A 25,208-nucleotide genomic window follows, 5' to 3' on the forward strand; every position below is an offset into this window, starting at 1 on the left:
GAACACGGCGTCGCCGTCGGCGGGTTCGTGAAGCGGCGCCGCCCGGTCGATAGGCTCGCCCCATGCCCGACGCCCTGCCTCGCCCCGAGTCGTTCATCCCTCAGACCTCCCCGGCCGCGCTCGCGGATCTCCGAGCGCGGCTGCGTGCGACGCGCTGGCCGGACGCGCCCGAGGATGCGGGGTGGACGCTCGGCACCGATCTGGGCTATCTGCGCGAGCTCGTCGCGTACTGGGCGGACGGGTTCGACTGGCCGGTGCAGGAGGCCGCGCTCGCCCGGCTCCCGCGCTTCCGCGTGCCGCTCCGCGGGCTCGGGGTCCACTTCGTGCATGCCCGGGCCGTGGGGCCGGCCGGGCCCGTGCTGCCGCTGGTCCTCTGCCACGGCTGGCCGGACTCGTTCTGGCGCTACTCGAAGGTCGTCCCGCTCCTCACCGACCCCGGCGCGCACGGAGGTGATCCGGCCGACGCGTTCGACGTGGTCGTACCCGACATGCCGGGCTTCGGATACTCCGACCGCCCCACCGGCCCGCCCCTGGACACCATCGCCGTCGCCGGACTGTGGGCCGAGCTCATGGGCGTCCTGGGTTACGAGCGGTTCGGCGCGGCGGGCGGGGACATGGGCAGTCACGTCAGCCGCTACCTCGCCCTCGACCACCCCGACCGGGTCGTGGCTGTCCACCGCACCGACGCGGGCCTGCCCGTCTTCCGGGGCGACCCGGCAGAACTCGCACCGGAGGAACGCGCCTGGCTGGAGGACGCGGTGGCCTGGGGCGGTACCGAGGGCGCGTACGCCGCCATGCACCGTACGAAGCCGCAGACCGCCGCCTTCGGACTCACCGACTCGCCGGCCGGGCTCGCCGCGTGGATCGTCGAGAAGCTCCGGGGATGGAGCGACTGCGACGGCGACGTCGAGCGGAGCTTCACGAAGGACGAGATCCTCACGAACGTGACGCTCTACTGGCTCACGGAGACCATCGGCTCGTCGATGCGCACGTACCACGCGAACGCCGCGATCCCGCCCGCCCAGCACGCCCGCCGGGTCGAAGTGCCGTCCGGCTTCTCGCTGTTCCGCGGCGACGTCGTCCGCCCGCCCCGGGCGTGGCTCGAACGCACCGCGAACGTGGCGTACGTGACCGAGCCGGCCCGGGGCGGACACTTCGCCCCGTTCGAGGAGCCGGAGCTGTACGCCGAGGAACTGCGCGCCTTCTTCCGGCCGTACCGGGAGGCGGCGCTGGGCTGAGGACGGAGGCCGCCGTCCGGTACGCGGTGGGCGAGGCACCACGCGCTCGCGCTTCTCCATCAGCGACGACCCGGTCGAGCAGGTCAAGTCCGGCAGTCAGCGCGACAGTGGCCCCGCCGGCAGGGCACGGTAGGCGCGGGCGACCTGGACCAGATAGGCGGTTTCGGCGGCGATGTCCTCGCCGCCCGCCTCGGCGACGTTCACGTCGGGGGTGCGGGGGTCCTGTCCGTCCAGCTTGTTGCGGCGGGCGTCCCGCAGCAGCCGGGCCATCGCGGCGGGGTCGGTCACAGGCCGCTCGGGCTGTACATAGTCGCGCAGCACGAGGATCGCGTCCCGGATCTCGACGATGGTGCGGTAGACCGCGAAGTGCCGGGGGCCGCACGGCCGCAGCAACTCCATCAGCCAGGGCCGTCGTTCGGCCAGCGTGACGGTCGGCACCGCTTCGACGAGGTCGCGCCACAGGGGCCACAGTCGGTGGAAGGTGAGCAGTTCGGCTCCCGCTCCGCGCAGCAGGACAGCGGCTGGGACGCCGAGCGCGGCAGCCCGGAGCAGCCCGTGCAGGCCCATCAGGTACGGCAGAAGCGGAGGCACCCACGCCGGGCTCAGCAGGAGGTCGGCCAGGTAGGCACACCAGAAGAGACCGGCACACGCCGTGCCCAGACCGAACAGCCTCAGGCTGGTGCGCAGCGCACGATTGGAGCCGCAGCCGCTGTAGCGCAGGCAGACCCGTGCGCAGACGAGGTTCGCGCTGAGGTGGGTCGCGATGATGACGAGCCAGTACGCTGTCGACGGCGTGGCCGGCCCGGCACCGAGCGATGTGTGCCGCGCATGGTGGGGTGAGGTCAGGTCGAGCGTGACGAGCGTGACCAGCACCAGGCCGAAGACAGCGTGCAGTTGGGGTCTGCGGCAGCCGCCGGTGGCGACTGTGGTGAAGTCGAGTACGGCGGCCGCGGAGAGGACTCCGCACAGGTTCACGGCAAGGGCGGTGAGGTGCGTGGGACCGGTGATGTGTTCCACGAGACGTGTGACCGGCGGCAGGTTGAGCGTCGTGGCGGCCGCCGCCGTGGCGACCGCCAGCCAGATGCCGCGCTGCCGCGTACAACGAAGGGCCGCTCGGGCGCGCAGCACCACAACGGGCCACATGCAGAGCATACTTACGGCCTCGACCGTCTTCCCGAGGTCTGTCACCTCATTCCCCACGTCGGTTCGCCTCACCCTCGTACGGTTCACCCACGCCCAGTCCCGCCTGAAGCTCCCCGAGGACACCGCCGGGCCGCGTGCCGCGCCCGCGCAGGGCGCTCGCCTTGAGGAGGCTCGCCAGCATCTCGGCCTCCTGTTCCTGAACGGTGGAGTAGCCGGTGCGGGCGAACAGACGCCGGATCAGGCTCGGGTCCAGGTCGGGCAGCAGGCCGGCGGTGGCCGAGTCGTCGGCGCCGCCGAGTGTGTGGTGGTTGAACAGCAGGTGAGCCAGCTCGTGCAGGATGATGTGTTCCTGGTGCGGCTTCGTGGTCTGGGGCTCGTAGAAGATGTGGTCGTCGGTGTCGGTGGCCAGCCACAGCCCGCAGGCTCCGGCGGTGGCGGCCCGGCCGGGCAGCGGGTGCAGGTGCAGGGGGCGGCCGCGCGACTGCGACAGGTGCCGGCAGAAGGCGTCGAGGGAGAACGGCCTGGGCATCGTGAGCCGGTCGAGCACCTCTTGGCAACGACGGGTCAGTTCCTTGCGCCCGTATAACATCCCTGCCCCTTCCCCCAGAACTCAGCGCTCGTCGTTGCCCGGCTTCGCATCCACCACGTTCTCATCCACCACGGGCGACAACTGCTGCAGCTTGCGGGCCTCGCTGACCATCGCGAGCAGCGCGTCCAGACTCTCGGTGGAGAGCCCGTCGGCGCGCAGCGCAAGGTTGCGCACGCGGGCGTCACGGAGCGCGGTGGCGAGCTTGAGCTGGGCGTTGACCCGGTCGGCGACCTCTTCATTGAGGAAGTACTCCGGCGGGACACCGAAGAACTCGGCCAGCACGTCGAGCTGTTCAAGCGTGACGTTGCGCTTCTTGCCGGTGGCGAGCTCCCACAGGTAGGTGCCGGAGATGGCCCCGCCGGTCGTCTGGCGGATCTCGGCGGCGAGTTTCGCGTACCCCGGGCGCTTGCGCTCGTCGGGGTAGAGGGCCGCGATCAGGTCGTTGAGGCGCTGGTCGAGCTTGCGCAGCAGGGGCCGGCCGGGCGGCACGGAGGAGCCTTCGTGACCGGTCATGAGCCCATCCTTCGCATGGAGGACCCGCCGAGAGCCCTGCTGTCCGCTGTTGTGGACCGAGCATACCGCCAGGAGGGGCACCTATCAGCCAGTGTTGACAGGCAAGATCATGATTAGCGTATGCTCCTGGAACCCACTGTCCGCTATAGCGGACAGGCGGATCGATGCGTGATGTACGGAGCCACAACGAACCGGGAGCCGGCAATGGACCGAGTACGGGAAACGACCAGGACGGATCTGTCCCACGACGACGTTCTCTCACTTGTCAAGAAGGAGACCCTGGCGATCCACATCAAGGGGTTCTGCCGGGGCGAGTCACTGGCGACCGCCCGCAGGAAGCTGCTCGATCACGAAGACCGCGGCGAATTGAGCCAGGCACACGAATTCGGCCGGATCGGCTTCGCCTACTCGGAGATCAGCGACGAGGAATCGCGCCGGACCCACCACGAGCAGGCCCTGCCGAACATAGCCAAGCTGCGCGAGGTCTTCGCCCCTTACCCATCGCCCACCGATGAACTGCGCCTGCTTCTTGACGAGTTGTGGCCCGCAGGCGCCCACCTCATGGAAGTGGACGGCAAGAAGTGCTTCATCGGCATCTGCCGCTACCAGGACCGCAACGTCGATCTCAATCCGCACACCGACGCCCTTGAGCGGAACCTGCCGGCCCACTATCAGGGGCATCTCCAGGCGCAGCTCTCCGCCAACATCTACGTCAACATCCCAGAACAGGGCGGCGAGCTGGAGCTGTGGGACATCGAGCCCAGCGAAGGCGACTACCAGGGTCTGATGGGCGAACGCGCCTATGGCATCGAGCGGGAAAAGCTGCCCGCCCCGGCCGCCGTCGTCAAGCCTGCCGCCGGTGACCTCATGCTGCTCAACCCGCGCGTGATCCACGCCGTACGGCCCTCTCACGACAGTTCTCGGGTCACCCTCGGGCATTTCCTGGGGTTCATGGGCAGCGACCGACCCCTCGTCTTCTGGAGCTGAGCCACGACCATGGACAACCGCACCAAGGCATCGTTCGGGAAACAGGCGGAGGGGCTCACCCTCGACGGCGCCCGCACCATCCTGCTCGTCAGTGTCGGTCAGCGCTATCACGAGGGCGACAAACTCAGGGCCACCATCGACCTCATCAACCGGTCCGGGTTCGGCCTGTGCACGATAGCCGTGGCCGACACCCTCCAGCGCAACAACTACCTCGACATGTCCGAGGACGAGGCACACGCGCACTCGCTGCGCGCCGGGGACGAGTGGCTGACCCGTAACGCCGACACCCTCAAAGGCTTACAGGTCGAGCACGAAGTCCTGCGCTGGGACGAGGCGCTCGCGCACGAGGACTACGCGGGGCTCAAGAAACTGGTCGAGGACGAATACCACACCAATCCGGTGTACCGGGGAGCGGTCAACTCCACCATCGGGAAGTTCATGGAGCGCCTCACCAAGCGCGACGAGGGCGCCGACCTCGAAGCGGCCTTCAACGGCTGCCTGAAGTACCTCATCGAGGAGTGCCCGATCATCATGCCGCTCTGGGCGGCACAGGGTTACGACACCGTCATCTATCCGCAGCCCATGACCTCGGCCATGGCCATGACGTACGAGATTTTCGTCAAGCCGTTCCACCCCGGCAAGGGGAACTGGCTGTCCCTGAAGTTCAAGAAGCGCGCGCAGGCCGCGGCGTAGCTCACGCCGCCAAGGACCCGGTACCGGCGCCCGAGAGATGAGTAGCAGTGATCACTGAAGCGAACAGAAAATGGTGGGCATTCACCGGGGTCGGCATCATCAGCTTCCTCGGCTGTATCGACCTCACCATCGTCAACACGGCAGCACCGGACATCCAGAGCGATCTCCACGCGACGGTCACCGACCTTCAGCTGATCGTCAACATCTTCATCGTCGCCCTCTCCATGTTCATGGTGACGATGGGACGGCTCGCCGACACCCATGGGCGGCGGCGCGTCCTCTACGCCGGTACCGCGGTCTTCGGCCTGGCCTCGTTAGGAGCGGGCTTCACCACCGACGTCCGCTGGCTCATCGCGTGCCGCTTCGTCCAGGGCGCCGCGTGCGCCGTCCTCTACACCAGTACGAGCGCGATCGTCGCCCATGCCTTCCCCGAGGAGCAGCGGGGCAAGGCGATCGGCGCGCTGTACGGCGTCAACGGCATCGGCCTGGCCATCGGCCCCATGCTGGGCGGGGTCATCGTCAGCTGGCTGAACTGGCACTGGGTGTTCTGGCTGAACGTCCCTCTGGTGGTCATCGCCCTGCTGATCTGCTCGGTCAGTGTCACCGAGTCCCGCAGTGACGACCTGGGCACCCGCGTCGACTGGCTGGGGCTGGTCCTCATCACCATCGGCCTGCCCGCCCTCGTCCTCGGCTTCACGCTCGGCGACACCTGGGGCTGGGCCTCGGGCCGGATCGTGGGCGCGTTCGCCGTCGGCGTCGTGGCCCTCGTCGCCTTCTACGTGGTCGAGCGCAGGGTCCCCTCCCCCATCATCCAGTTCCACCTCTTCGCCAACCGGACGTTCATCAGCGCGATCACCGCCGACTTCTCACTGGCGTTCTTCTACTGCCTGGCGTTCTTCCTCATGCCGCTCTATCTGCACTCGGTGCTGCACTACGAGGGTTACAAGACCGGCCTGATGCTGTTGCCGTGCACCGCTGTCGTAGCCGTCCTCTCACCCGTCGTCGGGCGGCTCGTCGACCGGTTCGGGCCGCGCAAGCTGCTGTGCGTCGGATTCACGGCGTTCGCGCTGTCGGCGCTGTTCCAGTCCCGGTTCAGCGACGACACCGGCATCGCGTACGTCGCCTTCTCCTTCGTCCTCATGGGCTTCGGCTGGGCCTTCGTCCTCGGCCCAGCCACGGTCGCCGCCCTGTCGTCGGTGCCCGAGCGCCTCGCGGGCACAGCCGTCGGATCGTCGTGGACCTTCCACAACCTCGGAGGCGCCATCGGGCTCGCGGCCGGCATGGCGGTCTACCGCTGGTCGGCGGAGGACTCGCTCACCGAAAGCCTGGCCAGGAACCACGTTCCGGGCGGCGACTGGACCCACGAGGTCGTCAGGAACCCCGAGGACGGCATCCAACTGCTCCGCGACCACACCGACCTCGGAGCCCAGCAGGTCTCCCAGGTCTACGAGTCGCTCTTCGCCCAGGGCAACCAGGCCGCGATGTGGCTGCTCTTCGCCACGTCCGCGATTGCGCTGTGCGTCATCGGGGCGCTGGGCCTGCGGCGCACGAAGGCGTCGGTTCCCGGCCCCGCTGCGGCAGAGACACAGCCCCTGCACAGCGAGCGGCGGTGAGCGGTCCTTCACCGTCACCGTGCTGGGGGTGACACACGGGGGCGGGGGCCGACCTGGGTCGGCCCCCGCCCTCTCGTTCAGGAGGCGCAATACTCCTGGCGGGTGCTCACCCTCCCGACACAGCCGCCGGTACGAAGCCGAGCGGGTGGCGGACCGTTTCCGGGCCGCGGACCCGCGTGCCGAAGACCACCAGTTCGCACGCGCCCGCGGCACGGCAGTCGATGGTGCGGCCGTCGATGGCGGTGAACGTCGCCGACAGGGTGACCGTCTCGTCCACCCGGCCCGCGTCACTGGTGGCCGGCGGCCTGGAGCGGGGGCGGCAGCCGAACGTGTCGGTCGAGCCGGTGGCGCACTCCATGATCAGCACGTGGTACTGCGGTTCGTAGCCCTTGCCCGTGGCCCGCACCGCCTGACCGTCCGTCAGCCCCGTGTCCGGGTCGACCCGCAAGGTGGGCGCCGCCTCCAGCGCCCCGTGCAGGGCGAAGTGCAGCGGCACGGTGGTGAGCAGCGCCCCGGTGTTGTCGGTCAGGGCGAGCGAGCACGGGTTGCTCGGTGACACCGTGCGGCAGTCGAACTTCCCTGCCGTGGTGCTCAGTTGGGCGTACAGCTTCTTCGGGGAGAGCTGGTACGTGCCGTCCGGGTACACCCGGAACTGGCGGCCCGTGTCGTCGTCACAGGTGGTCGTGGACGCCGAGGGGCCGCACTCCTTGACCCAGACGTAGTCCTTGGGCGGCCCGCCCGCGATGGTGAACTTGACGATGTCGCCGTCCCGGAGGCCGGTGGTGCGGTTCACCTTCAGCTGCGGGCCGGCGGGGGCGGCGAGCGCGGCCGGTGCCGCTGCCGCTGTCGGGGACATCAGCTGCCACGCGCCCCAGCCGGCGCCGGGAAGCGACTGGTAGATCTCCCACATGCGGTCCCGGTTCCACTCACGTACTGTCAAGTGGAGCCTGCCGTCAGGGAGTTGCTCCACCGTGCTCGGCTGGCTCAGTCCCACGTTCGGGTCGGGGACCTGACCCGTGGTCAGCACCGGGCCCCAGCCCGTATCCGCGTTCTGCTGGTGTCGCACCTGCATCGTGCTGCCGGTGTTCGACCCGGAGGCGAAGGCGTCGATGCTGCCGTCGCGCTCTTTGAACAGGACGACTCCGCCGTGGTACGGGGTCGGGGCGAGCCCGAACGCGTCCGGAGCGCTCCAGCCGCCCGCGCTGTCGTCCTCCACGGCGTGGCAGAACGTGCCGTACGTGGAGAACAGCAGCTCCAGGTCGCCCGCCGAGTTCTCCATCGCCGTGATGTAGTAGCTCTTCGGGCCCACGGTCGCGGCGCTCACACGCTGCCAGGCGCCGTACGCGCCGCCCGGCGTGTCCTGTTCGCGGTGCCACACGAAGGGCAGGCCCTTCGTCGCCGTGCTGTCGTAGAAGAGCTGGAACTGCGCGATCCGGCCGTCCGCGCGATCCACGGAGACCAGGCTGCCGGAGGCAGGCGAACTCGCCAGGCCCTTGGCTCCGGAATCCGTACCGCATGCGGACGTGGTCGTGGCCGCGGCGGGTGCCGCCTGCGCCACCGCGGGCACCCCGGCCAGTCCCGCGCAGGCGATCGCCACCGCGAGCATGCCCCGCATCAGCGCCCCGGCTCTCCCGTCCCGCGACGTTCTTCGTCGTAGCCTCATGTACTCCCGCCCCTCTCGGTCGCCCCACCCGGCAGGGGAGAATCCTCTCGACGCACGACGCCCACGAACAGCGCGCAATCGGCCAGCGTCACGGGCGAGAACAAGCCGTGGTCAGGGACGGTCCCCGTCGGTGTGCGCGCCGTTGCCGGACGGTGCGGCACGGTGGGCCTCGTCCTGGGCGAGGAGGCCGAGCAAGGAGGCCACGGTGAGGCCGGCCTCGGCCTCGGCGGGGTGCCGCAGGGTCTTTCCCGGCTCGATCCGGTAGGTATTGCCGCGTCCCTCACGGGCGTGGGAGAGGAAGCCGCTCTGCTCCAGGTCGGAAATGATCTTCTGAACGGCCCGTTCCGTGAGTCTGCAGCGGGCGGCGATATCTCGGATCCGCGCGTTCTGGTCCTCGGCAATGGTCGCGAGCACACGCGCATGGTTGGTGATGAACGTCCATCCCGTGTGCGGTTCCGGCACTCCACCCATGGGCGCATCGTAGGCCCGCCGGTTCGTGTTGAGGAATACCAGAACTTGGCTTCATGTATCTCTTGACGTATGTCGTCCGGGAGCGCGAACCTGGGCAGGGAGGAAATGCCGGAGTGCGCAGGGGAGATGGCCATGCCGCACTGTGAAGAGTCCGGGCCCGGGCAGGCGGGCACGTGCACGAGGCTGGCCGGTTCCACCGGCACGCATCGGCTGACCGGTCTGACGGTCTTCCGTCGCCCCGACGGCGACGGGACCGTCGTCGACGTGTGCGGCGAGCTCGACCTCGCCACGGACCAACAACTGCGACACGCTCTGGGCGCGGCCCCCGCCGGGTCGGACGGCTCTATCCAACTGGACCTCAGTGGCGTCGAGTTCTGCGGCTGCTCCGCCCTGAACATCCTGCTGCACATCAGGCAGCCGGCCCTGGACCAACCCCCTGCGGTCCTCGGGCCCGACGGCACCGCAGCCCCCCGCATCGCCCCGCCGCCGGACGAACCGGAGCCGGGCGCGGACCTCGCCGCCGACCGCGACTGCGCCCCTGACCCCGACATGGATCTCCGGCTCGAACTCGGCCAGCTGCGGCAGGCGATGGAGAGCCGGGGCACCATCGATCTGGCCCGCGGCATCCTCATGGCCGCTTTCGCCCTCACTCCCGAGGACGCGTGGAAGGTCCTTGTCGTCACCTCTCAGCACACCAACACCAAACTGCGCCGCCTCGCCGAGCAGGTGGTGGACTCCGCAGGGGGAACGCCGCTGCCCGAGCACGTACGCAAACACCTGTCCGCCGCGGTCGCCGAGGCCGTGCCCCCGGGGCCCCAGCCTCCTCGGAGTCCCGCGGGCTGAGCCTCAGGACGAGGTCACCCTGATGGGCTGCGCGGCGTACGTCTGCTCGCGGACCGCGTCGAACACGGCGCCGACCTCCTGCTCGGTCAGCCCCATGGCCATGGCCTCCCGCATCCAGTCGGCGAGTTGGGCCCGCAGCGGTGACTCGGGGTCGCTCTGCGGGGCGGCCAGGGAGCGGGTGATGAAGGTGCCCGCGCCCTGGCGCACCTCAACGAGGCCGGACCGCTCCAGCTCCCGGTAGGCCTTGAGCGTGGTGTTCGGGTTGACCTTCGTGTCGGCGGCGACCTGTGCCGCAGTGGGCAGCCGGTCGCCCTCGCCCAACGCCCCCATGCGCAGCGCCTGCTGCACCTGCTGCACGATCTGGAGGTACGCGGGCACTCCGCTGCGTCGCTCGATGCGGAACACGACCATCGCACCCGCCTCCTTCCCATCCTCTCCGTACGGCTACAGGGCCGTGCGCCGCGTGCGCAACACGGCCACGGCTACGAAGACCACGCCGGCGCCCACCAGCAGACCTGCCGCGGTCCACTGGAGCGTGGCCATCTGGTCGTAGCCGAAGTAGTCCCACACCGAGTTGACGATCCCCAGTTTGGCGCGGCAGGCCTCGGGGGCGGCGTCGTTCACACAGGTACCCCAGCCATAGACCTTGCCGGAGGCGGTGCCGACCCACTGGTCGACCTGGACCGCGTCGGTGAGCACCGCGGGGTGCGCGCCGTCGAGGGGGAAAGCTACCCGGCGCGGGGTGGCCAGCCGGTTCCTGAAGTAGTCGGCCCCCAGGAGCGCGGCCGCCGTGACGAAGAACGTGACGGTCATGGCGGCGACCGCGCGGCGCACGAGGGCTCCGACGACGATGCCGAGGGTGGTGGTGAACAGGACCAGCGCGGTCAGCACCGGCAGGGAGTTGTCGAAGACCGTGCCGTCGAGCCACGTACTGGACACCACGGGTCGGACGGCCCGCCACCACCAGCCGAACAGCGCGCCCAGAACCCCGGTGGTCATCAGGACCAGGCCCAGCGCGAAGCCCAGCTTCCAGAGCAGCCAGCGCAGCCGGGGCACCGACTGGGTCGACACGAGACGGGCGGTCCCGTGCTCCTGGTCGGCGGAGATGAGCGGGGCGCCGATGAACACGCCGAACAGCAGCGGCAGATATCCGATGTACCGGGCGACATCGCTGAAGGACCCGTCGAGGCGCTGGACCATGTCGGGGTCGAGGGTGTCGACGGGTTTCGCGGGCCACCCGGCCGCGTGCAGGGAGTCCAGCATGGTGCCGCGCTCGTGGATGATCCAGGCCGCTCCGATGACGGTCGCCGCGGTGCAGGCGATGAGGGCGGCCCGATGCTGACGCACCATCAGCCATGCGAGGCCGCGGAGCCGCCGTCGCCCGGCGAACGAGGTTTCCTGCTGTACGGGGGTGCGGGTGACGGTGCTCATGCCGCGTGCTCCTCTCGGTGGCCGGGGACGGCGGTCGGGGAGAGCAGCGCGGGCGCCTCCGGGTGGCGGAGGTAGCCGAGCAGCACCTCCTCCAGGCTGGGTTCGGCGAGCTGCCACGCGGGGTCGAGCGGGGCCTCGTGCCGGACGAGGGCGGTGAACTGGCGCCCTGCGGTGCGGACATCGATCACGGTGTGCGAGGCGAGCGCGTCGGGCAGGCGGCCGTCGGTGGTGACCCCGGTGACGACGGTGTGCAGCGGCACCAGCTCGTCGGTGTCACCGGCCATCCGGACCCGGCCGCCGGCCATCACCAGAAGGTAGTCACACATGTGCTCGACCTCGGAGAGCATGTGGGACGACATCAGTACGGTGGTGCCGCGTTCGGCCACCTCCGACATGAGAAGGGAGCCGATCTCGTCGCGGGCGAGCGGGTCGAGGTCGGACATCGGCTCGTCCAGGAGCAGCAGCTCGGGCCGTTTGCCGAAGGCGAGCGCGAACGCCACCCGGGTGCGCTGGCCGCCCGAGAGGCTGCCGATCCTGGCGCTCGGCGCCAGGTTGCCCTCGCGCACGATCCGTTCGGCCACCGCCTGGTCCCAGCCGGGGTTGAGCTCCTGGCCCATTCGCAGGCACTCCGCCACGGTGAACCGCTTGAACAGCGGCTTGTCCTGGCCGAGGTAGGCGAACCGGGGCATCACTGTCGGGTCGCCCACCGGCCGCCCGAAGATCCGCAGCTCGCCACGCGTCGGCTCGACGAGCCGGGCCGCGATCCCCAACAGGGTGCTCTTTCCAGCCCCGTTGGGCCCCACCAGGCCACAGACGCGCCCGGCCGGAACCCGGAAGGACTCCTCCCGCAGCGCCCACCCCCGGCGGTACTTCTTGCCGAGCCCGCGCGCTTCCAGGGCCCACCGACCGTCGTCCCCACCAGAAGTGGCCGTGCCGCTCATGCTCCCCCTCCCACTCGATTCCACTAGTCAACTAGTGGAATCATGGTGTTCGTGGCGCGAGCCTGTCAATCCGCTCCAGCCGGGAGCGGTCGGGCGGAGCCGCGCGGGGGCATCGCGGACAGGCCTGCAACGCGGCCGGAACGCAACAGAGTGCGCGCCGCAAACGCGCGCGAATCATTCAACTTGACCAGACCATTGCAACGTCCTGTTCATGATTCAAAGGTCCCTTGTCCCAACTCGCCGTGTAGTGCAGACTTTTACCTCCGAGAAAGCTCACAGAACAACGGGCCGATCGGATCCGCCGCTCTACCGTGAGGAACTTCCCTTGCATGGCGACAGCACATCCATCGCAGTTCAGGACCACGTCACCTCTGATTCGTTCCGGTCCGCGGTCGGCAGCTTCTGTACCGGCCTGACCGTCATCAGCGCCATAGGCCCAAAGGGCCCCGTCGGATTCACCTGCCAGGCTTTCTCGTCCCTCTCCCTGGACCCACCACGGGTTCTCGTCTCCGTCGGCCGCACGTCCACGACATGGCCGCACATCAAGGCCGCGGGCCGCTTCTGCGTCAACGTCCTTGCGGCGGACCAGATGGCCCTGAGCAGGCGTTTTGCCCGTCCGGGCGGCGACAAGTACGCAGGTGTGGGCTGGAGTTGCCCGCCCGGCGGGTCCCCCAGGCTCGACGGGGCGTGCTCCTGGTTCGAGTGCGCCATCGAGGCGGAGTTCGACGCGGGCGACCATCTTGTGGTCGCCGCCCGCGTGCTCGCCCTGGATACGGACGCGGACCGGAAGCCACTGCTGTATCACCGTGGCCGATACACATCGCCGGGCGAGAGCATGCCCGGCCCGGCATAACCCCCCAGATTCCGCTCACATTCGGGCGGGTGAAGCGATCCGCACCCCGGACGCACGCTATCACTTTCTCGCCAGGACCCCCGAATTCAGCCATGCAAAATGGCTCGATCCCACTCAGGTATTCCCTTCCGTCGGCAAGTCCTCGATGACGAGCCGACCCTCGGCGATGCCACTTCTTCAGCAAATCGGCGTTAATTTTCTGTCAGGAGAATTCACATGGCAATCACCCCTGACCGGTCGGGTCTGCTCACCGGCCTCGACGTGTTCGTGGGCGGTCCGATCCAGCACGCGATCCTGGCGAACGGCTTCGCGGGCGACCTCCAGTCCGCGATCACCAGGGCCATCGGCACCGTCCGCGAGAACGGTGGCAACGTGTTCTCCGCCCATGTGGCGGAGAAGTTCGGCGAGGACACCGCGCAGTTCACCCCCGAGCAGGTCTCGGTGCGCGACTTCCGGTGGATGCGCAAGTGCGACGTGTTCGTCCCCGTGCTTCCGGTGCTTCCCGACCTCACCCTGCGTCGTACCGACGGCACGCACGTGGAGCTGGGCTGGGCCACCGCGCTGGGCCGGCCCATCGTCCTGGTGACCAAGCAGCCCTTCGTGGACTCGGCCAGCCATCTGCTCAAGGGGCTGCACCGGGTGGGCTCGGTGCAGGTCATCGACTTCGACGAGTTCAACGAGAAGCCCGGGCTCCTTGTCGACGCCGTGCTCGCCGCCACCGAGGTGCAGCGCGAGGCCCTCGGTTCGGCCATCGTCGCCGGCGCCTGACGGCAGTCCTCTCACTCCCCCGCCCGGTCGTCACCCGGCCCGTGCCCGGTCGGCCGCGCATCCCGCACAGCCTCACCACGGAGACATCAATTGTCCGACGGCGTACGCATATTGGGACTCACGCTCAAGAATCCGGTCGTGGTCGGTTCCGGCCTGCTCACCGACCAGGAACGCAACATCCGCAAGCTCCTCGCGACCGGCGCGGGGGCCGTTGTCACCAAGACGATCCACCCCAGTCCGCCCCAGGGCCTCGACGAGCGGATCTTACGGTTGCCTTCGGGCATGCTGAACAGCACCACGTACTCCAAGAGGTCGGTCGAGCACTGGCTGGCGGTCCTCACGTCCTTCGCGGACGAGCGGTTACCCGTGATCGCCTCCGTGCACGCCGACACCCCGGCCGAGCTCGGTGAGCTCGCCGCCCGCGTGGCGGCCACCGGCTGTCCGGCCCTTGAGCTCGGCATCTCCTGCATCAACGAGGAACCCGGCGGTGAGGAGGAAACCCCCGACCGCGTCCACGCCTACACCGCGGCCACCCGGGCCCGCACCACACTGCCGATCTCGGTCAAACTCGCCATCGGCGAGGGACTGGTGGACCGCGTGCACGCGGCCGTCGCCGGTGGCGCGGACGCCGTCACGGTCAGCGACACGATCTCCGGCGCCGCCGTCTCCCCCGAGACCGGCGACCTCGAACTCGGCGGCATCTTCGGCTACTCGGGCCCCGCCATCAAACCCCTGGTCCTGGCCGCCATCTGGCAACTGCGCCGACGCGGCGTCGACCTGCCCGTCCTCGGCTGCGGCGGCGTGAGCTCCGGCCGGGACGTCGCCGACTATCTGAGCGTGGGCGCGAACGTGGCGCAGGTCTACACGGCGCTGCACACCGACATGTACGAGACGCTGGAGCGGATCGTGACCGAGACCGGTGCCGTGCTCGGGCGCCCGGCCGGCGCGACGGCGGGAGCCGCCCGGTGACCCACGCCGCGTACTCCGCCCTGACCAGCGCCGGCGTGAACCGGTCCGTCCAGGGCAGAACCCTGGTCTGGCCGATCGGCGCCACCGAACAGCACGGCCCGCACCTCCCGCTCAGCGTCGACTCGGACCTCGCCGAGGCGTTCGCGGCCGAGATCTCCGCCGGGCTCGACGGACTCACCCTGCCCGTCCACCAGATCGCCGCCCGCTCGCTCCCGCAGAGCGGCGGCGGGCTCTCCTTCCCCGGCACGGTGTACGTGGGCGGCGACACCCTCATCCGTTACGTACGGGACGTGCTGGAATCGCTCGTCGCGCTGCCCTTCGAGCGGCTGATCATCGTGAACGGGCACTTCGAGAACGAGCCCTTCCTCTTCGAGGCGCTCGACCAAGTGCGGGCTCGCGGGCTCCTGGACGGCCGCGAGGTGTACGCCTTCAGCTGGTGGAGCCTCGTCCAGGAATCGTGGATCGCCGCCGAGGTGCCCGGCTTCCCCGGCTGGCACGCGGAGCACGCGGGTGTGACCGAGACCAGCCTGATGCTGCACCTGCGCCCGGAGCTCGTGACCGAGAAGCGGCCCGAGCACGACAATCCGCCGCGCAGCGGGGTGTATCTGCACCCCATCGATGTCGAGCAGATCTCCAACAACGGGATCCTGTCGTCCACTTCGGGCTCCAGCGCGGAGCTCGGCGAGAAGCTCTTCCGGCATGTGACCGACGAGGCGCTCGCCATGGTCCGGCAGGGCGAGGGCCTGCTGCTCGCCCGCACCCGCCCGGACCGACGCGGCCGTACGTCGTCGAACGACACGAGCGACGCGACCGCACCGGCCTCACCCGCACCGAAGGGACGACGCGCATGACGAGCACCGCACCGCAGGGCCGGTCGGCGGGCAAGTTCCATCTCGCCTTCATCTTCAACTTCACACCCGACGACTGGCAGGGCCCGTTCGGGACGGGTGGGTCGCCGTGGGACGGGAAGTTCCACACCGAGGTGGCCCAGGCGCTGGAGCGCGCCTGCTTCGACTACGTCATCGTCGAGGACAAGCTGATGGTTCCGGAGTCGTACGGCGGCTCCGCCGAGGCGGCTCTCAAGCAGGCGATGGTGGTGCCCAAGCACGACCCCGTCCCGCTGGCGGTGGCCATGGGGGTGGCCACCTCTCGACTCGGCATCGTGGCCACCCTTTCCACGCTCGCGTACCCGCCGTTCATGACGGCCCGGCTCTCCTCGACCCTGGACAGCATGCTGGGCGGCCGCTTCGGCTGGAACATCGTCACCAGCGCGGAGGACCTGGCCGCGCAGAACTTCGGCCTCGACAAGCTGCCGCCGCGCGATGTCCGGTACGAGATGGCCGACGAGTACGTCGATGTCGTCAAGCAGCTCTTCGCCTCCTGGGACGCGGACGCCGTCGTACTCGACCGCGAGAAGGGTGTGTACGCGGACCACACCAAGGTGCGGCCCATCCACTTCAAGGGCAAGTACTTCCAGGTGCGCGGCCCGCTCAACACCGTGCCCTCGCCGCAGCACCGGCCGGCCTTCGTGCAGGCGGGTGCCTCTCCCCGGGGCCGGGCCTTCGCGGCCCGCAACGCGGACTCGATCATCGCCATCGCCAACGGCGTGGAGGGCATGAAGCAGTTCCGCGAGGACGTGCGGGCACACGCCAAGGACCAGGGGCGCGATCCGGACACCATCAAGACGCTGTTCTGTGTCACCCCCGTCCTGGGCGAGACGGAGCAGGACGCCCGGGAGAAGCAGGCCCGGATGGTGTCCTCGCCCCAGTTCATCCAGGACATCCTGGCCCAGACGTCGGCGCTCACCGAGATCGACTTCGCGCAGTTCGATCTGGACGAGCCGCTGCCGCGCCGCCTGGAGACCAACGGCGAGCAGGGCTCGCTCGACCAGCTCCAGCAGTGGGGCAGCGGGAAGACCCTGCGCGAGCTCGTCATCGACGCGGCGGGCGGGCTCGTCTCCTCCGTCGACCTGGTCGGTACGCCGGACCAGGTGGCCGAGCGGATGGGTGAGGTGATGGAGGAGGTCGGCGGCGACGGGTTCATGATCACGACACCGCTGCTCCGCCTGAACCGCCGCTACATCGCCGAAGTCACCGACGGACTCGTCCCGGCGCTGCAACGGCGAGGGCTGACCCGCTCCGCGTACACACCGGGCAACACGCTCCGGCAGAACCTGCTGGAGTTCTGAGCGGGTGGGCACGGGCGCCCCGCGTGGCTCATCGGCCGCGCGGGGTGGCTAGGGGGTGTCCGATGGGGAGTTCTGTGTCCGCATCACGAGAATCGGCCACCGGGAATTCGCGATCCGCGCCCGTTTCCACGGCCCGCGCAGTCCGGTACCAGCGCCCCCAGGTGTCGAGCTGTTCCGCGATGCGGTCCAGGCTGCGGCCGATCTCGGTGAGCGAATACTCGACCTTCGGCGGCACCTCCCGGTAAACGGTCCTTATGACCAGGCCGTCGGTCTCCATTTCACGCAGCTGGCGGGTCAGCATCCGCTGGGTGATCCGGGGCAGCGCTCGCTTGAGCTCGCTGAACCGCCTGGTCCCGGCCATGAGTTCCTTCAGGATGGCCAGTTTCCACCGGCCGCCCAGGACCTCCATGGCACTCTCGACCGCGCAATATTCCGGCGTGTTTTCCGCACGTTCCGAACCGTCGCGCACGACTCCACCTCCACCACGGTATACACCTTGACGGTATACATTTTGAAACCAGGTATACATCCTGATACTACGTCACATTCAAGTGCGTACTTGTGCCCTGCATTTGTATCCCACGATAGTGCGAGCATGACGAATAGCGACGCCCCCGCAAAGATTCCGGGCGAACCGGATGCCGCCGCGCGGCGGCGCAAATGGCTGGTCCTCGCGGTGGTCTCCACCAGCCTGCTGCTGTGCGGGATCGACCTGACCGTGCTGCACGCGGCCGTGCCGAGCATGTCCCTCGACCTGCATCCCAGCGGCGTCCAACTCCTGTGGATCGTCGACATCTACTCACTCACCCTCGCCTCGCTGCTCGTCACCTGCGGCACCCTCGGCGACCGCATCGGGCGCAAACGCATGGTGCTCAGCGGCTTCGCCGTGTTCGGGCTCGCGTCGGCGGCCGCCGCGTTCTCCCACTCCACGTCCCAGCTGATCGCCGCCCGCGTCGCGTTGGGCATCGGGGCCGCGATGATCATGGCGTCGACCGTGGCCATCATCCGCGTCGTGTTCACCGACGACCGGGAACGCGCCATCGCGATCGGCATCTGGACCTCGGCCCACAGCGTCGGCGCGACCCTCGGGCCGCTGCTCGGCGGCCTGATCACCGAGCGCTGGGGCTGGGGCGCGGTCTTCCTGGTCAACGTGCCGATCGTGCTCGTCATCCTGGTCGTGGGCGCCCGCGTGGTGCCCGAATCCCGCAACCCCTCCCCGCGCCACTGGGACATGGCGAGCGTCGCCCTGTCGATCACCGGGCTCGCGGGGGTCGTGTACGCGCTCAAGCAGGGCGGCGAGCACGTGGGCGTCGACCCGCTCATCCTGGCCGCGGCGGCCGGCGGAGCGCTGCTGCTCTTCCTCTTCGTACGCCGTCAACGACGCCTGGCGGAACCACTGTTGGACTTCTCGCTCTTCGCCGACCGCCGCTTCTCCACCGCGACGCTCTGCGTGATCGGCTGCTTCGGCAGCTATGTGGCGCTGCTGTTCTTCCTCACCCAGTGGTTCCAGCAGGTCGGCGGGTTCTCGCCGGTGCGGGCCGGGCTCGCCCTCATGCCGCTGGCCGCCGCGAACGCGGTGGGTGCCACGACCGCGCCCTGGGCCTCGGCCCGCTGGGGCAACCGCTGGGCGCTGACCGGTTCGCTCGGCCTGTTCGCGGCGGCGGCCGCTGCCCTGTCGCTGACCGGGGACACCTCGCACTACGCCAGGCTCGTGCTGCCGCTCATCGCGGCGGGGCTCGGCGCGGGGGTCGTGATGACGCTGGGCGCGGACTCCATCATGGCCGCGGCCGACCCCGAGCGCTCCGGCGAGGCCGCCGCGATCCAGGAGACGTCCTTCGAGCTCGGCGCGGGGCTCGGCGTCGCCGTCCTGGGCACCGCGCTGGCCGCGACCTACCGCACGTCGCTGCCCGAGGTCCCCGGGCTGAGCCCGGAGCAACAGAGCACCGCCCAGGAGTCGTTCGCCTCGGCGGAGGACGTGCTGAAGCAGCTCCCCGCCACTACTGCCACGCACCTCACCACAGCGGCCCGCCGCGCCTACGACCAAGGTTTCACGACGGTCACGGGGGTGGCCGCCGCCGTTCTCGTGGCCACGGCTGTGCTGGCCGCGACGATGCTGCGGCCGCGTGCGCCGGAGGTGGCGCGAGAGGACTCCGAGAAGGAGGTGCACGCGGCGCCGTAGGGGTGCCACAGGGCTGAAGGGTGCGTGCCGGTCCCGGGAATCGGGGCCGGTACGCGCCCTTCCCGTTCTGCCACAAACGTCCAGCACTTCTCTTGGCATGCTCCGATCAGACCTGCCAAGCTTCCCCCCAGCCGTCGCCCTGACCCCAGGAAGACGGCAGCACACGTCCCACTCAGTGATCGTGCACGTGCCGCGCACCGTCCGCGGCCGTCCTCCGGCGCACCCAAGCCGGGCCGGGCGGCCATCGAGCAGGCCGAAATCCCGGCCGCCTCAAAGGAGTTCCGTGTGAGACCCACCCCCCACAAGTCCCTCGCGGCGGCCGCATGCGCCGCCGCCGCGCTGGCTGCCGTATCCCTTCCCGCCACCCCGGCGTCGGCCCAGGCCCCGCGCGCCGACGCCTGCACACCGGCTCAGGTGGTCGCCAACGGCGGGTTCGAGAGCGGTACCTCACCCTGGACGCAGTCGTCGACGAGTGTGATCACCGATCGCACCGGTGAGAGCGCCCACGGCGGCACCCACTTCGCCTGGCTGAACGGTGTGGGCAGCACACACACCGACACCCTCTCCCAGAGCGTCACCATCCCCTCCGGATGCAGCAAGGCCACCCTCACGTTCTGGCTGCACATCGACACCGCCGAGACGACCTCGTCGACCGCCTACGACAAACTGACGGCGAAGATCGGCAGTACGACGCTGGCGACGTACTCGAACCTCGACAAGAACACCGGGTACGTGCAGAAGTCCTTCGACGTGTCGGGCTTCGCGGGGCAGACCGTCGACCTCGCGTTCACCGGCACGGAGGACTACAGCCTCCAGACGAGCTTCGTCATCGACGACGTCGCCCTCGACACCTCCGGCGGCTCGACCCCGCCCGCCGACTCCACCCGTACGCCGGCCGCTCCCTCGTACAACGTCAGTCTGACCAGCAACGCGAGCGGGAACGGCTGGACCGGGCACGAGAGTGCGACCTTCACCAACGCCTCGTCCACCGCGCTCAGCGAGGTGTATCTGAGGCTGTGGGACAACTACCACGGCACCTGCTCGGCGATGCCGATCACGGTCGGCAACGTCACCGGCGGCACCGCCGGCGCCCTCTCCGTCGGCTGCACAGCACTCAAGATCGACCTGCCGGCGCCGCTGCCCCAGGGGCAGAGCGCCACGATCGGCTTCGACCTGGGCATCAGTGTGCCGAGCGGCGCCGACCGGTTCGGCGCCGACGGCGCGTTCAACAACATAGGCAACGCCCTGCCGGTCCTGGCCATCCGTGACGCGGCGGGCTGGCACCTGGATCCGTACACCAACAACGGCGAGTCGTTCTACTCGCTGGCCGCCGACTTCAAGGTGACCCTCGACCACCCCACCGGCCTGCTCGTCCCGGCCACCGGCACCTCGGTCGACACCCCCGGCTCCAGCGGACGCACCGTCACCACGGCCACCGCCACCAAGGTCCGCGACTTCGCCTGGGCGGCCGGCCCATTCAGCAAGATCTCCGGCACCTCGCCCGCCGGCACCGCCATCAACATCTACTCGGTCTCGGGCATCAGCTCGTCCGACGCCCAGTCGATGCTGGCCACCGCCAAGTCCGCCGTGGACACGCACGCGGCCCGCTTCGGCGCCTACCCGTACGGCGAGCTGGACGCGGTGATCGACAACAACTACTGGTTCGGCGGCATGGAGTACCCCGGCTTCGTCCTCGACCTCGTCTCCACCACGGCGCTCACCCACGAGATCGGACACCAGTGGTGGTACGGCATCGTCGGCGACGACGAGTACAACAACCCCTGGCTCGACGAGGCGTTCGCCGACTACTCCACCGACCTCGCCCAGAACAAGACCGGCACCAACTGCTGGAACAGCGTCTCGTGGGCGTCGTCCGCCGAGAAGATCACCAACTCGATGGCGTACTGGGACGCCCACTCCTCCCGGTACTCGACCGTCGTCTACGGCTACGGGAAGTGCGCCCTGCACGACCTGCGGCGCGTACTCGGTGATGGCGTGATGGCCAAGTTGCTGAAGGACTACGCCACTTCACACTGGTACGGCGTCTCGACGACGGCCGAGTTCAAGGCGGCGGCCCAGGCGGCCACCTCCACGGACCTGACCTCGTTCTGGACCCAGCACCGCATCGACGGCTGACGGTTCATCAGTTCGCCGCGGAGGGCGTCCCGCACCACGCGTCGTCCGCGGCGAAGCCGCTTTCGGGCCGCGTCGAATGCCGCGAACATGTCGAGCAACGGCTGGGGCGCGTCCGCGCGGAAGGTGGCGTCGAGCCCATCGGCCGACTCCCGGGCGGTCGCTTCGGCGCTCGGGAGGAGATTCTCCTCGTACGCCGCCAGAGCCGCCTCGGCGGTGCGCAGCGCGGTGTAGATGTGCAGGCCGCTCAGCTGCCGACCCCCAACCGCTCGGCCAGAAAGCCGAGGATCTCGTCCCTGGCCCGCACCGTCGGGTGGCCGTCCTCGTCGACGAGGTGTGCGGTGACCACGCTGTGCGGGGTGACGACCCTGTTGACCGCCCGTCCGGAACCGGCGACGTACACCGCCTTCACCACCCCGTCCACGTCCACGAGTTGGCGGAGGAAGTCCGTGATCGGGTCGTCAAAGGTCTCAGCACTCATGACGGCAGCGTGGACCGGTGGACCTGGCAAAGCGATGGGCCGGATCGCCAGACATGGGGGTAATCTCGCCAAGGGCGAGAGGGGGCAGTCGTGAGTGCGCTGCGCATCGGAGTCCTGGCCTACCCGGGCTGCTTCGCGTCCGAAGTGTTCGGGGTGCCCGACCTCTTGACGATGGCGTCACACGTGGCCGGTCCCGGCCGCGCCGGATACGAGGTGTCGATCGTCTCGTCGCGCCGTCGGGTCACCGCGTCGGGCGGCGCGGAGCTGGCCGTCTCGCCGCCGCGCGAGGCCGACGTCCTTGTCGTGCCGGGCTTCGAGCTCGCACCTGGCCTCGACGTGGACGCGGAACTCGCCGCCCTCACCCCTGAGGTCGCCGTGATCCGCTCACACGCGGAGGCGGGCCGCATGGTCGTCTCGATCTGCGTCGGGGCGTTCCTGCTCGCCGAGGCCGGGCTGCTCAACGGGCGACGGGCGACGACCTGCTGGCTGCTCGCGGACGAACTGGCCCGGCGCTGCCCGGGCGCCGATGTCCGGCCCGAACACCTCGTCGTCACCGACAAGGGTGTGACGACGACGGCCGCCTTCAGTGCCATGTACGACTTCGCCCTCGGCCTGATCCGCGAGCACAGCGGCGCCGAAGTGGCGCGGACGACCGCACGGATGGCACTGCTCGACGACGCCCGCTCGTCCCAGACTCCCTACGTCGACGTCGCCCTTCTTCCGCAGCCGGGATCCGATTTCTCACGCCGGGTCATGCGCCGGCTCGACCAGAACCTCGCCGAGCGATACGACCTTGCCGCGCTGTCGGACGCGTTCCATGTCAGCACGCGTACGCTGCTGCGGCGCTTCGCCGACGAGACGGGCCAGAGTCCGCTGGAATACCTGCAGTTGTCGCGCGTCCGGCGCGCCCGTCACCTCCTGGAAACCACGGACCGGACCGTCGCCGGCATCGCCACGGCGGTCGGGTACCGCGACCCGGGAACCTTTGCCGCACTCTTCGCCAGACACACCGGCCGACGTCCGCGGGACTACCGCGCCACCTTTCGGCGCAACGCCCGGTGATCCCGGAGCCTGGCGGTCCGCGTACCGCCCCTCCCTCGTCGGACCGCCGCCTTCGAGGGCGCCGGAAGGCGGCCCGGGTCGAAGGCGGTCGCGGCGAGCGTGCCATCCCGGGTGATCAAGCGGAAGACCGGGTATCCGGTGCTGTCGAAGGCCTCGCCGAGCGGCCCGTCGCCGGGCTCGGCCACGACGTGGGCGACCTCGGACAGGGCCGCCACCTGTTCGCGGGCCTCCTCCTCGGTGCCGTGCACGACGGCGAGACGCTGCGGCCGGTCTCGCGTGCGGTCGTGCGGGCCTGCTCCACGAAGAGCGGCAGCCGTTCCTTGCAGGCCCGGCAATCGGGCGAGAAGAAGCCGGGCATGGTCTCGCCGATGCTCTCGCGCGTGACCGGCTCGCCCGCGGTGGTGACCACCGAGAAGGGCGGGGCCGGTGAGCCCGCCGGAATGATCAGGCCCTCCGCCACCGAGTCGGCCTTCCGCTCTGCCTGGGCGCGGAGTTTGCGGATGACGCCGAAGGTGAGCAGCGGGTTCAGCAGGCAGAGCACGGCGATGAGGTCGAGCGGACCCTGTTCGCCAAGGTCGACGAGTTCCACGGGCTTCGCCGGTTCGAGGATCTCGGCGCTGCCCGGCGACCCCGTGCCGCCCGAGGTCCGCGCCGCCGTCGAGGCCCCGGACGGCTCGCTGGTGCCGTCCGGGGCGCTGGTCGTCCGGGGCGACGCGGCCCGCACCCAGGACTCCCGTCACTTCGGCTACGCGCCCCGGTCGGCCCTGCTCGGCGTGGTGGTCACCCGACCGGCCGCTCGTGAGCGGAGGCCCCTCCGGCCGCATCTGGATCCGGCGCACTGATTCACGCGGGCTCCTGATGCCTCGTCATGTTCCGCTCGGCGTGCGACTGTCGGGCCAGTGCGGCGTCGGCCGCTTCGAGGATGCTGCCGAAGGAGCGGGTGATCATCGGCCGCACCATGAGCCGGGTCAGGACGGGGCCGAGCACCGGCAGCGCCATCTCGGCGCGCGTGGTCCACACGACCCGGGTGCCGCCGTCGACCTCGCTGAACGTCATGCTGCCGAACTCGTGCCGCGACGGCGGCACGCTCCGCTCGACGACGTACTCGGTGGTGTACGGCGCCTCGTAGCGGGTGATGCGCTCCCTGAGCCAGCCGATGGCCCAGAGGTGGCTGCGCACCGCGCCCACGCCGTAGGGCGTGGACTCGCCCTGCCGGGTCAGCCGGCAGCGCAGCACCACGGGTGAGCGCTCGTAGTTGGTGGTCGTGGTGAGCCAGGCGAAGACATCGTCGATGGGGGCGTCGATGACGCGCTCGACCGTCATGGTTTCCACAGTCAACGCACTCCTCTGTCGAGTGGGCGCACCGCGTCGTCACGGTGCAGCTTGTCGGGATTGCGCACGGCGTAGAGGCCGGTGATCCGTCCGTCGTGGATCTCGAAGGCGACCAGCCAGTCGAGTTCGCCGTCGGTGAGGAACCGGGCCGCGGGCATGCCGTTGTAGGTGGCGTGCTCGATCCGGGTGTCGGGGGTGACGCTGGTGCGGGTCACGCCGAGAACGAACCGCGCGACCTCCTCGTTGCCGGTGATCGGGCGGCGCGCCGCGGTCACCTTCCCGCCGCCGTCGGCGATCTGGACGACGTCGGGCGCCATGAGATCCATCAGCGCCTGGATCTCACCGGCCGACGTCGCGAGCAGGAACCGCTGGACGATCTCACGCGTTGCTTCCGAGTCGGGTTCGAAGCGGCGGCGCCGCGCGTGGACGTGCTGCCGCGCGCGGTGCGCGATTTGACGGACCGTCACCTCGGTCTTGCCGACCGAGACGGCGATCTCGCCATGGCTGTAGCCGAACACGTCGTGCAGCACGAACACCGCGCGCTCGGTCGGGTTCAGGGTCTCCAGGACGAGCATCAGGGCCATCGACACCGATTCGGCGAGGATCGCGTCCTCGCTCACCGCGGGTCCGGTACGGATCGGCTCGGGCAGCCAGGTGCCGATGTACTCCTCGCGCCGCGCCTTGACCGCGCGCAGATGGTTGAGGGACTGCCGGGTCACGATGCGCACCAGGTAGGCGCGCGGGTGCTCGACCTCGGCCGGGTCCACCGCGCTCCAGCGCAGATAGCTCTCCTGGAGCACGTCCTCGGCATCCGCGGCGCTGCCCAGCATCTCGTAGGCGATGGTGAAAAGCAGCGGCCGGTGCTCACTGAAGGCGTCCTCGGTCACGGCCTGCCTCCCCCCGCCGCCCCGCACACGTACCCCGGCATCCCACCAGACCTCTCTCGACCGTTCATGCCTGCCCACCTGTCCACGCATGACCATCGAGACACTCCGCCCCGGCAGAACGTGACACCCCGCCGGTGTGATCCGCTTCACAATGACGGGCCCCGCCGGGGCGTCGGGCGGAGATGTGACAGTTGCTTCGTGAAATGTGTTTCGCCTGATTGTTTGCGCGAA

The 25,208-nt window shown here is 69.6% G+C and carries 27 protein-coding genes; 14 read left to right on the forward strand and 13 right to left on the reverse strand.

The genetic code is table 11. The features are described 5' to 3' along the window. Positions 1-62 precede the first annotated feature (62 nt). Positions 63-1,238, forward strand: a complete 1,176-nt coding sequence (locus IE206_RS01305) for an epoxide hydrolase family protein (protein ID WP_189959723.1) — start codon at positions 63-65, stop codon at positions 1,236-1,238. Between the two features lie 96 nt (positions 1,239-1,334). Here the strand turns inward: IE206_RS01305 and IE206_RS01310 are convergent, their stop codons facing one another. From IE206_RS01310 to IE206_RS01320, 3 genes are read right to left on the reverse strand one after another with little or no spacing between them, the layout of a single operon-like run. After that, entirely contained in the window at positions 1,335-2,390 is a 1,056-nt protein-coding gene (locus IE206_RS01310; RefSeq protein ID WP_308433906.1) for an MAB_1171c family putative transporter, read from the reverse strand. 37 nt (positions 2,391-2,427) lie between these two features. Continuing rightward, entirely contained in the window at positions 2,428-2,970 is a 543-nt protein-coding gene (locus tag IE206_RS01315; RefSeq protein ID WP_189959727.1) for a hypothetical protein, read from the reverse strand. 21 nt (positions 2,971-2,991) lie between these two features. Then, a complete protein-coding gene (locus tag IE206_RS01320) occupies positions 2,992-3,483 on the reverse strand; it encodes a hypothetical protein (RefSeq protein WP_189959729.1) in 492 nt (163 codons plus the stop codon). Positions 3,484-3,687: 204 nt separating this feature from the next. Here IE206_RS01320 and IE206_RS01325 point away from each other — a divergent pair, with 204 nt between their 5' ends. From IE206_RS01325 to IE206_RS01335, 3 genes are read left to right on the forward strand one after another with little or no spacing between them, the layout of a single operon-like run. Beyond that, positions 3,688-4,470, forward strand: a complete 783-nt coding sequence (locus IE206_RS01325) for a 2OG-Fe(II)-dependent halogenase WelO5 family protein (RefSeq protein ID WP_189959731.1) — start codon at positions 3,688-3,690, stop codon at positions 4,468-4,470. A gap of 9 nt (positions 4,471-4,479) precedes the next feature. Beyond that, the gene (locus IE206_RS01330; RefSeq protein WP_189959734.1) at positions 4,480-5,163 is read left to right on the forward strand and encodes a tRNA-dependent cyclodipeptide synthase; all 684 of its coding nucleotides are present in this window, start codon (positions 4,480-4,482) and stop codon (positions 5,161-5,163) included. A gap of 47 nt (positions 5,164-5,210) precedes the next feature. After that, positions 5,211-6,776, forward strand: coding sequence for an MFS transporter (locus IE206_RS01335; RefSeq protein ID WP_226598619.1), 1,566 nt, complete (start codon positions 5,211-5,213; stop codon positions 6,774-6,776). A gap of 106 nt (positions 6,777-6,882) precedes the next feature. Here IE206_RS01335 and IE206_RS01340 read toward each other — a convergent pair whose 3' ends face one another. Together IE206_RS01340 and IE206_RS01345 are read right to left on the reverse strand one after the other, a co-directional pair. Beyond that, on the reverse strand, positions 6,883-8,439 hold the full coding sequence (locus tag IE206_RS01340) for a neocarzinostatin apoprotein domain-containing protein (RefSeq protein ID WP_189959736.1): 1,557 nt from the start codon (positions 8,437-8,439) through the stop codon (positions 6,883-6,885). 111 nt (positions 8,440-8,550) lie between these two features. Then, positions 8,551-8,910 (reverse strand): winged helix-turn-helix domain-containing protein, encoded by a 360-nt coding sequence (locus IE206_RS01345; RefSeq protein ID WP_189959738.1) that lies wholly within the window; start codon positions 8,908-8,910, stop codon positions 8,551-8,553. A gap of 132 nt (positions 8,911-9,042) precedes the next feature. Between IE206_RS01345 and IE206_RS01350 the strand changes: the two genes are divergently transcribed. After that, positions 9,043-9,753, forward strand: coding sequence for an ANTAR domain-containing protein (locus tag IE206_RS01350; protein WP_189959741.1), 711 nt, complete (start codon positions 9,043-9,045; stop codon positions 9,751-9,753). Positions 9,754-9,756: 3 nt separating this feature from the next. Here IE206_RS01350 and IE206_RS01355 read toward each other — a convergent pair whose 3' ends face one another. Genes IE206_RS01355 through IE206_RS01365 form a run of 3 tightly spaced genes read right to left on the reverse strand, consistent with a single transcriptional unit; the run spans position 9,757 to position 12,125 of the window. Beyond that, positions 9,757-10,164: a GntR family transcriptional regulator gene (locus tag IE206_RS01355; RefSeq protein ID WP_189959743.1), complete on the reverse strand. Its 408-nt coding sequence runs from the start codon at positions 10,162-10,164 to the stop codon at positions 9,757-9,759. 33 nt (positions 10,165-10,197) lie between these two features. Further along, positions 10,198-11,184 carry an ABC-2 membrane transporter-related protein gene (locus IE206_RS01360; RefSeq protein ID WP_189959745.1) on the reverse strand — a complete coding sequence of 329 codons (987 nt, stop codon included), beginning with the start codon at positions 11,182-11,184 and terminating at the stop codon, positions 10,198-10,200. After that, entirely contained in the window at positions 11,181-12,125 is a 945-nt protein-coding gene (locus IE206_RS01365) for an ABC transporter ATP-binding protein (RefSeq protein WP_189959747.1), read from the reverse strand. Before IE206_RS01365 ends, IE206_RS01360 begins: the two co-directional genes overlap by 4 nt. Positions 12,126-12,450: 325 nt before the next feature. On the opposite strand from IE206_RS01365, the gene IE206_RS01370 reads away from it, so the two are divergent. The 5 genes from IE206_RS01370 to IE206_RS01390 all read left to right on the forward strand — a co-directional run bounded on the left by IE206_RS01370 (position 12,451) and on the right by IE206_RS01390 (position 16,903). Continuing rightward, complete coding sequence (locus IE206_RS01370; protein ID WP_226598621.1) at positions 12,451-12,978, forward strand: flavin reductase family protein; 528 nt, start codon at positions 12,451-12,453, stop codon at positions 12,976-12,978. A 216-nt stretch (positions 12,979-13,194) separates the two neighbouring features. Continuing rightward, positions 13,195-13,746 (forward strand): nucleoside 2-deoxyribosyltransferase, encoded by a 552-nt coding sequence (locus IE206_RS01375; protein ID WP_189959751.1) that lies wholly within the window; start codon positions 13,195-13,197, stop codon positions 13,744-13,746. A 90-nt stretch (positions 13,747-13,836) separates the two neighbouring features. Then, positions 13,837-14,715, forward strand: coding sequence for a beta/alpha barrel domain-containing protein (locus tag IE206_RS01380; RefSeq protein ID WP_189959754.1), 879 nt, complete (start codon positions 13,837-13,839; stop codon positions 14,713-14,715). Next, entirely contained in the window at positions 14,712-15,566 is an 855-nt protein-coding gene (locus tag IE206_RS01385) for a creatininase family protein (protein ID WP_189959756.1), read from the forward strand. The genes IE206_RS01380 and IE206_RS01385 overlap by 4 nt, the downstream gene beginning before the upstream one ends. Next, entirely contained in the window at positions 15,563-16,903 is a 1,341-nt protein-coding gene (locus IE206_RS01390) for an NtaA/DmoA family FMN-dependent monooxygenase (RefSeq protein ID WP_189959757.1), read from the forward strand. Before IE206_RS01385 ends, IE206_RS01390 begins: the two co-directional genes overlap by 4 nt. Positions 16,904-16,931: 28 nt before the next feature. Here IE206_RS01390 and IE206_RS01395 read toward each other — a convergent pair whose 3' ends face one another. Continuing rightward, positions 16,932-17,372, reverse strand: a complete 441-nt coding sequence (locus IE206_RS01395; RefSeq protein WP_226598622.1) for a winged helix-turn-helix transcriptional regulator — start codon at positions 17,370-17,372, stop codon at positions 16,932-16,934. Between the two features lie 126 nt (positions 17,373-17,498). Here IE206_RS01395 and IE206_RS01400 point away from each other — a divergent pair, with 126 nt between their 5' ends. Together IE206_RS01400 and IE206_RS01405 are read left to right on the forward strand one after the other, a co-directional pair. Continuing rightward, on the forward strand, positions 17,499-19,082 hold the full coding sequence (locus IE206_RS01400; RefSeq protein WP_189959760.1) for an MFS transporter: 1,584 nt from the start codon (positions 17,499-17,501) through the stop codon (positions 19,080-19,082). Between the two features lie 285 nt (positions 19,083-19,367). Continuing rightward, entirely contained in the window at positions 19,368-21,218 is a 1,851-nt protein-coding gene (locus IE206_RS01405; protein WP_189959762.1) for a M1 family aminopeptidase, read from the forward strand. 244 nt (positions 21,219-21,462) lie between these two features. Here IE206_RS01405 and IE206_RS42305 read toward each other — a convergent pair whose 3' ends face one another. Next, positions 21,463-21,696, reverse strand: coding sequence for a hypothetical protein (locus IE206_RS42305; protein WP_226598623.1), 234 nt, complete (start codon positions 21,694-21,696; stop codon positions 21,463-21,465). A gap of 90 nt (positions 21,697-21,786) precedes the next feature. Here IE206_RS42305 and IE206_RS01415 point away from each other — a divergent pair, with 90 nt between their 5' ends. Continuing rightward, positions 21,787-22,758, forward strand: coding sequence for a GlxA family transcriptional regulator (locus IE206_RS01415; RefSeq protein WP_189959764.1), 972 nt, complete (start codon positions 21,787-21,789; stop codon positions 22,756-22,758). Here IE206_RS01415 and IE206_RS01420 read toward each other — a convergent pair. Then, a complete protein-coding gene (locus IE206_RS01420) occupies positions 22,725-23,006 on the reverse strand; it encodes a hypothetical protein (RefSeq protein WP_189959767.1) in 282 nt (93 codons plus the stop codon). The genes IE206_RS01415 and IE206_RS01420 overlap by 34 nt on opposite strands. Between IE206_RS01420 and IE206_RS01425 the strand changes: the two genes are divergently transcribed. Next, positions 23,001-23,600, forward strand: a complete 600-nt coding sequence (locus IE206_RS01425; RefSeq protein ID WP_189959769.1) for a S26 family signal peptidase — start codon at positions 23,001-23,003, stop codon at positions 23,598-23,600. The genes IE206_RS01420 and IE206_RS01425 overlap by 6 nt on opposite strands. Position 23,601: 1 nt before the next feature. Here the strand turns inward: IE206_RS01425 and IE206_RS01430 are convergent, their stop codons facing one another. Further along, positions 23,602-24,090, reverse strand: coding sequence for an SRPBCC family protein (locus IE206_RS01430; protein WP_189959772.1), 489 nt, complete (start codon positions 24,088-24,090; stop codon positions 23,602-23,604). Between the two features lie 2 nt (positions 24,091-24,092). Further along, positions 24,093-24,977: an RNA polymerase sigma-70 factor gene (locus IE206_RS01435; protein WP_189959774.1), complete on the reverse strand. Its 885-nt coding sequence runs from the start codon at positions 24,975-24,977 to the stop codon at positions 24,093-24,095. Between the last annotated feature and the right edge of the window lie 231 nt (positions 24,978-25,208).

The sequence above is a fragment of the Streptomyces violascens genome, from assembly GCF_014649955.1.
GTDB classification, from domain to species: Bacteria; Actinomycetota; Actinomycetes; order Streptomycetales; family Streptomycetaceae; genus Streptomyces; species Streptomyces violascens.

What these genes read in the sequence shown, in the direction of transcription:
- IE206_RS01305 (WP_189959723.1), top strand. Translation starts at nt 63, where the DNA reads ATGCCCGACGCCCTGCCTCGCCCCGAGTCGTTCATCCCTCAGACCTCC.
- IE206_RS01310 (WP_308433906.1), bottom strand. Translation starts at nt 2,390, where the DNA reads ATGCTCTGCATGTGGCCCGTTGTGGTGCTGCGCGCCCGAGCGGCCCTT.
- IE206_RS01315 (WP_189959727.1), bottom strand. Translation starts at nt 2,970, where the DNA reads ATGTTATACGGGCGCAAGGAACTGACCCGTCGTTGCCAAGAGGTGCTC.
- IE206_RS01320 (WP_189959729.1), bottom strand. Translation starts at nt 3,483, where the DNA reads ATGACCGGTCACGAAGGCTCCTCCGTGCCGCCCGGCCGGCCCCTGCTG.
- IE206_RS01325 (WP_189959731.1), top strand. Translation starts at nt 3,688, where the DNA reads ATGGACCGAGTACGGGAAACGACCAGGACGGATCTGTCCCACGACGAC.
- IE206_RS01330 (WP_189959734.1), top strand. Translation starts at nt 4,480, where the DNA reads ATGGACAACCGCACCAAGGCATCGTTCGGGAAACAGGCGGAGGGGCTC.
- IE206_RS01340 (WP_189959736.1), bottom strand. Translation starts at nt 8,439, where the DNA reads ATGAGGCTACGACGAAGAACGTCGCGGGACGGGAGAGCCGGGGCGCTG.
- IE206_RS01345 (WP_189959738.1), bottom strand. Translation starts at nt 8,910, where the DNA reads ATGGGTGGAGTGCCGGAACCGCACACGGGATGGACGTTCATCACCAAC.
- IE206_RS01350 (WP_189959741.1), top strand. Translation starts at nt 9,043, where the DNA reads ATGCCGCACTGTGAAGAGTCCGGGCCCGGGCAGGCGGGCACGTGCACG.
- IE206_RS01355 (WP_189959743.1), bottom strand. Translation starts at nt 10,164, where the DNA reads ATGGTCGTGTTCCGCATCGAGCGACGCAGCGGAGTGCCCGCGTACCTC.
- IE206_RS01360 (WP_189959745.1), bottom strand. Translation starts at nt 11,184, where the DNA reads ATGAGCACCGTCACCCGCACCCCCGTACAGCAGGAAACCTCGTTCGCC.
- IE206_RS01365 (WP_189959747.1), bottom strand. Translation starts at nt 12,125, where the DNA reads ATGAGCGGCACGGCCACTTCTGGTGGGGACGACGGTCGGTGGGCCCTG.
- IE206_RS01375 (WP_189959751.1), top strand. Translation starts at nt 13,195, where the DNA reads ATGGCAATCACCCCTGACCGGTCGGGTCTGCTCACCGGCCTCGACGTG.
- IE206_RS01390 (WP_189959757.1), top strand. Translation starts at nt 15,563, where the DNA reads ATGACGAGCACCGCACCGCAGGGCCGGTCGGCGGGCAAGTTCCATCTC.
- IE206_RS01400 (WP_189959760.1), top strand. Translation starts at nt 17,499, where the DNA reads ATGACGAATAGCGACGCCCCCGCAAAGATTCCGGGCGAACCGGATGCC.
- IE206_RS42305 (WP_226598623.1), bottom strand. Translation starts at nt 21,696, where the DNA reads ATGAGTGCTGAGACCTTTGACGACCCGATCACGGACTTCCTCCGCCAA.